The organism is Ochrobactrum sp. MYb379, from assembly GCF_037479515.1.
GTDB lineage: Bacteria > Pseudomonadota > Alphaproteobacteria > Rhizobiales > Rhizobiaceae > Brucella.
The window spans coordinates 1-5,460 of record NZ_JBBGYW010000034.1 but is presented as its reverse complement, the minus strand read 5'-3'; the positions used below and the strand labels follow the sequence as shown (position 1 = coordinate 5,460).

Below are 5,460 nucleotides of genomic sequence, written 5' to 3'. Positions count from 1 at the left end.
CTGCCGCTAGCAGCGTCGCCGCCCTCGTTGGAAGCCATATAGACCCTACTTCCCGAAACTGTCAACGAACTTTCACAAAAAATCGCAAACTTTCTTTCCACAGCTAAACCAAAGCAATTTTATCAAAAATTAACCAACACAAACAACCCGATTCTGTCGCCATATATATAAGTGCATTCACGGCCCCTCTCCCGCCCTTCTTCGCGGATAGCGCTGCGCTAGATATCTGCAGTAGATCAGGAACAATAAGTGGGAACGCGAACAGGCATAATCCAGGGAAGAGAAATGTAAAGGGAGGAAAGCATGCCAAATATTATTCGCCTGCACCGCGTCATCGCGGCAAAGCCTGAAAAAGTCTATCGGGCATTCATTGAACCAGACGCGATTGCGAGCTGGCTTCCGCCTTACGGGTTCTTATGTACGGTGCATGAAATGAATGCAGAAGTTGGTGGCAATCACAAAATGTCGTTCCGCAATTTTACAACGGGCGAATCGCATTCGTTTGGAGGCAATTATATAGACCTCGTTGCCGGAGAGCGTCTTGTTTATACCGACAGGTTCGACGACCCTAACATGCCCGGCGAGATGAAAGTGACTGTCGATCTGAAAGCCGTGTCTGTTGGAACTGAAGTCACGATCATTCAGGAAGGCGTTCCGGATATTATTCCGCTTGAGGCCTGTTATCTCGGCTGGCAGGATTCACTCGATAAACTCAGAAAACTGGTCGAACCTGAAATCAATCAATAATCACATTCTGAATAAAACAATGCCGCCGCATCATATTTAAGATGCGGCGGCATAAGATCGGGAGTTAAACGTATATTATTCCCACTCAATCGTGCCCGGAGGCTTCGAGGTCACGTCGTAGACCACGCGGTTGATACCACGCACTTCATTGATAATGCGGGTCGCCGCATTGCCAAGGAAGTTCATGTCGTAGTGGTAGAAATCCGCAGTCATACCGTCAACTGAAGTCACGGCACGCAGGGCGCAAACGAATTCGTAAGTACGACCGTCGCCCATCACGCCAACAGTCTGAACCGGAAGCAGAACGGCAAAAGCCTGCCAGATTGCATCGTACAGGCCAGCCTTACGGATTTCGTCGAGATAAATCGCATCCGCTTCACGCAGGATTTCGAGCTTCTCGCGCGTGATGCCGCCCGGGCAACGGATCGCAAGACCCGGACCAGGGAACGGATGACGTCCGATGAAGCTGTCAGGCAGACCAAGTTCCTTGCCCAATACGCGTACTTCATCCTTGAAGAGTTCGCGCAACGGCTCAACGAGCTGCATGTTCATGCGATCTGGCAAACCGCCAACATTGTGGTGCGACTTGATTGTCACCGAAGGACCGCCAGTAAACGAAACGCTTTCGATAACGTCCGGATAGAGCGTGCCCTGTGCGAGGAAGTCTGCGCCGCCCAGCTTGTTCGCTTCTTCTTCAAACACTTCGATGAAAAGACGACCAATAGTCTTGCGCTTCTTTTCCGGATCGCTTTCGCCTTCGAGAGCGCCAATGAAACGGTCCTGCGCATTCACGAGGATGAGCGGCAGGTTATAATGTTCTTTGAACATAGCCACCACGTCGGCAGCTTCGTTCTTGCGCATCAAACCATGATCAACAAGGATACAGGTCAACTGATCGCCAACTGCTTCATGGATCAGTAGGGCTGCAACCGAGGAATCGACACCGCCGGACAGTGCGCAAATAACCTTGCCCTTACCGACCTGCTTACGAATGGCTTCAACAGCCTGTTCGCGATAGGCAGACATTGTCCAGTCTGGCTTGATGCCGACGATGTTGTGAACGAAGTTCTGAATAAGCTTTGCACCATCCGGTGTATGCACAACTTCCGGGTGGAACTGAACCGCAAAATACTTGCGCTTCTCATCCGAAATGGCTGCAAAAGGTGCATTTGGCGATGTGCCGATAACCTTAAAGCCTTCAGGAAGCGCGGTAACGCGATCGCCGTGGCTCATCCAAACCTGATGACGGGTGCCCTTAGCCCAAACGCCAGCAAACAGCGCGCTGTCTTCTTGCACTTCAAGGAAAGCACGACCGAACTCACGGTCATGGCCACTTTCGACCTTGCCACCCAGCTGGGCGCACATGGTCTGCTCGCCATAGCAGATACCGAGAACTGGAATTCCAGTCTCGAAAATCGCCTGTGGCGCGCGCGGGCTGCCAATGTCCGTTGTCGAGTGTGGGCTACCCGACAAAATTACCGCCTTCGGATTGATGCGCTTATAGGCATCTTCCGCAGACTGAAACGGAACGATCTCGGAATAAACTCCGGCCTCACGTACGCGGCGTGCAATAAGCTGCGTGACCTGGCTGCCAAAGTCGACGATAAGGATAGTGTCAGGATTTGCTGTGGTGCTCATGCCGAGCATCTAGATAAAAAGCGGCAAAAATGCAATGGACGAAGTGCCACGTTTCAACAAACAAACGAAGAAACTTGCCCTATACTGACACATCCTTGTCAGGAAGTGTCAGTGCGTCAGCAACAATCGCCGCTTCAAGCGCCTCAACGGCTGTCGCGAGCTTCTCATCGATGACGTCTAGAAACTCGGTCCAATCATCGACATGTCGCAACTCACGCGCACCATCTGAAATGCCACGCAGGCCGATCAGATCAACGCCATGCGCCTGACACGCACGCAGACACGCATAGGTCTCCATATCAACCATATCGGCTTCAATGGCTTCATAGGCTTTACCAGACACGATATTTGCACCAGTCGAAAGCGATGCGCGCGGCAGCCCTGGAATAATGCACGACATGTCGACGACTTTAGGTAAATTGAGAAACGGCGTGCAGCCTTTTTCAAATCCCAAAGGTGACGCGTCCATATCGCGGTAGCTAACGGATGAAACCTGAAACACCTCTGTTTGAGGCAGGCGAGCCGATCCAGCAGAACCGATTGAAACAACAATATCGGGCAATTCGCCTTGCTGTTCAAACACCGTCAGAATACGCATCAGATTGATTGCTGCTTCAACCGGCCCAACGCCGATCATTAACGGCAAAAACAGCGAACTCAAATACGGACCATATTCCGCTTCCGTCGCCATAACGTAAAGAAGACGCTTGCCTGCAATGGTTTTGATCATCCCTGTAGCCCCTTGATCCTGCACAACCACCATGTCTGCGTTGCTCGAGAATGACGGCTTCTGTGTTTTCGACAGAACAAACTTGCCCATCACGAACCATATAATAATGCTCTGGCGTTCTTACCTTACCAAAGCAGATAGCGATCACCTTTGTCGGGGAAAACAAAGTGATCAAAGGCACGTCGCTGCCAGCCAATTCGAGCAAAATCTACAGCATACCGACGTACTTAATATGTTCGCAATTACAGCGCCTGTCTAGCGCCGTAATTACAATTTATTCTTACAAAGCGGGAAGTATCTTACCTTTTTAACTTTGAAATAGGCATCCAGCACCTTGAGTTAAGTATTCCTTTGCAGAACACTCACATAAAACCCATCCGTATCGGTCGATAACGGGGAAAATACACTACCTCGAGCCGGAAAAACGGGTGAAACTGCCCCAGCATTTGGAACGATTGTCTGCCAGAGGTCTTGTGGTGCAGTTTCAGTGAAATTGCTGTTCTCATCGAGAAACCGTTCAACTTGCTGGGTATTTTCTTCAGCAAAAAGCGAACAGGTCACATAAACCAGACGCCCTCCCGGTTTTACATAATGCTTTGCGGCATCCAGAACTTCCTTCTGGTCTTGCAAACGACGCTCGAGTTGCTCGTCATTGAGACGCCATTTGGCATCAGGCCTGCGCCGCCAGGTGCCGGAGCCCGTGCAAGGTGCGTCCGTGAGAACCAAGTCCATACGTTCCATTAATGGCGTAAGCGCGTCGAGATTGCCATGGATCTGCGTATTGCGAACCCCTGCCCGTTGCAAGCGATCATGCATCGGCGAAAGCCGGGCACGCGCGGCATCATACGCGTGAACCTGCCCACTATTTCCCATAGCTGCGGCCAGCGCCAATGTCTTACCACCCGCCCCTGCGCAATAGTCCAGAACCTGTTCGCCAGGTTTTGCACCTGCGAACAATGCGGCAAGCTGCGAACCCAAATCCTGCACCTCAAACCAACCGTCAAGAAACGACTGATCGGTTTGCACATTCGGATGACGGCCAAGCGCCTCAATGGGAGGCATACGCAAAGCCTGATTAAGCAATGGCGCTTTACCAACGCCCGCTTTTTCTAATGCTTCAATGACAGCTTCGGGTTTTGCTTTCAGCACATTTACCCGAAGATCAACGGGCGGACGTGTCGAAAGCGCTGCAGCCTCATCCACCCAATGTTCGCCGAACTGTGCTTCTAACGAAGCAACGCACCATTCTGGTACGTCAGCGCGAATATAGGCAGGCGCATTAGCGATATCGCGATTTGCCCACGCTTCACGCGGAGCCGCCTCCAACAGGGCAGGAGCAAACTTATCGCCTTCAAGTGCTGCATCAATAGCAGCAAAATCCAAACCGCCTTCGGAGACCAGCGCCCCATAAGCCAATGCGCGCGCATCATCGCTATCCATACGCCATGCGATAGACAATTTACGGCGCAGCGCATCATAAACAATATTGCCAATGACGGCACGATCACCCGCACCGGCGAAGCGATGCGATGCACCCCAATCCTTCAGTGCGTCGGAAGCCGGGCGTTTACCCGCTTCAATATCATTTAAAACCTCTATCGCCGCCTGAAGGCGTCCGCCAAGCCGCATTTCTGCTCCTTCATATTTATTACGTCGGGCATAGCCTTCCTTAATGGGAAAAGGCAATCGGCAAATCAGTTGCAGCGGATTTAAAGTCTTAGTGAAATGCAAAAAGCCGGAGCGGGGGCATCCGGCTTTTCACAAAATGAAGAAAATGGGCGGCTATTCCGCTGCATCCACTTCCTCATTAACGGCAATCGTATTGGCCTGATATCCATGGGCGTTATGCAACGCCTTGCGAACCCCAGCTTCATAGTCTGGATGAACCAGCTTGAAATGCGCCAATTGGCGTTCAACGATAAAGCCCGGTACGCCACCCATCGCGGCTGCAATGTTAGAGAACAGACGAGCCTTCTGGCCGTCATCAAACAGATTAAACAATGCGCGTGGCTGCGAATAGTCATCATTGCCGATGCGATGATTGTAGCGATCTGCATCACCGCTCAAACGCAGCGGCGGTTCTTTGGCAGACGGTTGCTCAACCGGGCCGTTGAACGAATTTGGCTCGTAATAAGCATCCGGGTTACCCGTTGCGATGCCGCCATAGGTGTTCATCTGACCATCACGGTGATAGTGATGCACGGGGCATTTTGGCTGGTTCACCGGTAGATTCTCATAATGCGTGCCAAGGCGATGACGGTGAGCGTCTGCATAGGAGAACAAGCGTCCCTGCAACATCTTGTCTGGCGAATAGCTGATACCCGGCACAATATTGGACGGTGAGA

General features: G+C 51.6%; 5 protein-coding genes. 1 reads left to right on the top strand and 4 read right to left on the bottom strand.

Translation table 11 applies throughout. The features are described 5' to 3' along the window. The first annotated feature begins 303 nt into the window (after positions 1-303). Positions 304-747, top strand: a complete 444-nt coding sequence (locus WH356_RS23915; protein ID WP_339515385.1) for an SRPBCC family protein — start codon at positions 304-306, stop codon at positions 745-747. Between the two features lie 75 nt (positions 748-822). Here WH356_RS23915 and guaA read toward each other — a convergent pair whose 3' ends face one another. The 4 genes from guaA to WH356_RS23895 form a co-directional block, all read right to left on the bottom strand. Further along, the gene (gene guaA / locus WH356_RS23910; RefSeq protein WP_339515383.1) at positions 823-2,385 is read right to left on the bottom strand and encodes a glutamine-hydrolyzing GMP synthase; all 1,563 of its coding nucleotides are present in this window, start codon (positions 2,383-2,385) and stop codon (positions 823-825) included. A 79-nt stretch (positions 2,386-2,464) separates the two neighbouring features. Then, positions 2,465-3,115: a 5'-methylthioadenosine/S-adenosylhomocysteine nucleosidase gene (locus WH356_RS23905; RefSeq protein WP_339515389.1), complete on the bottom strand. Its 651-nt coding sequence runs from the start codon at positions 3,113-3,115 to the stop codon at positions 2,465-2,467. Between the two features lie 339 nt (positions 3,116-3,454). After that, on the bottom strand, positions 3,455-4,744 hold the full coding sequence (locus WH356_RS23900; protein WP_339515387.1) for an RsmB/NOP family class I SAM-dependent RNA methyltransferase: 1,290 nt from the start codon (positions 4,742-4,744) through the stop codon (positions 3,455-3,457). Positions 4,745-4,897: 153 nt separating this feature from the next. Continuing rightward, on the bottom strand, positions 4,898-5,460 hold a 563-nt coding region (locus WH356_RS23895), incomplete at its 5' end, for a catalase (RefSeq protein WP_339515381.1).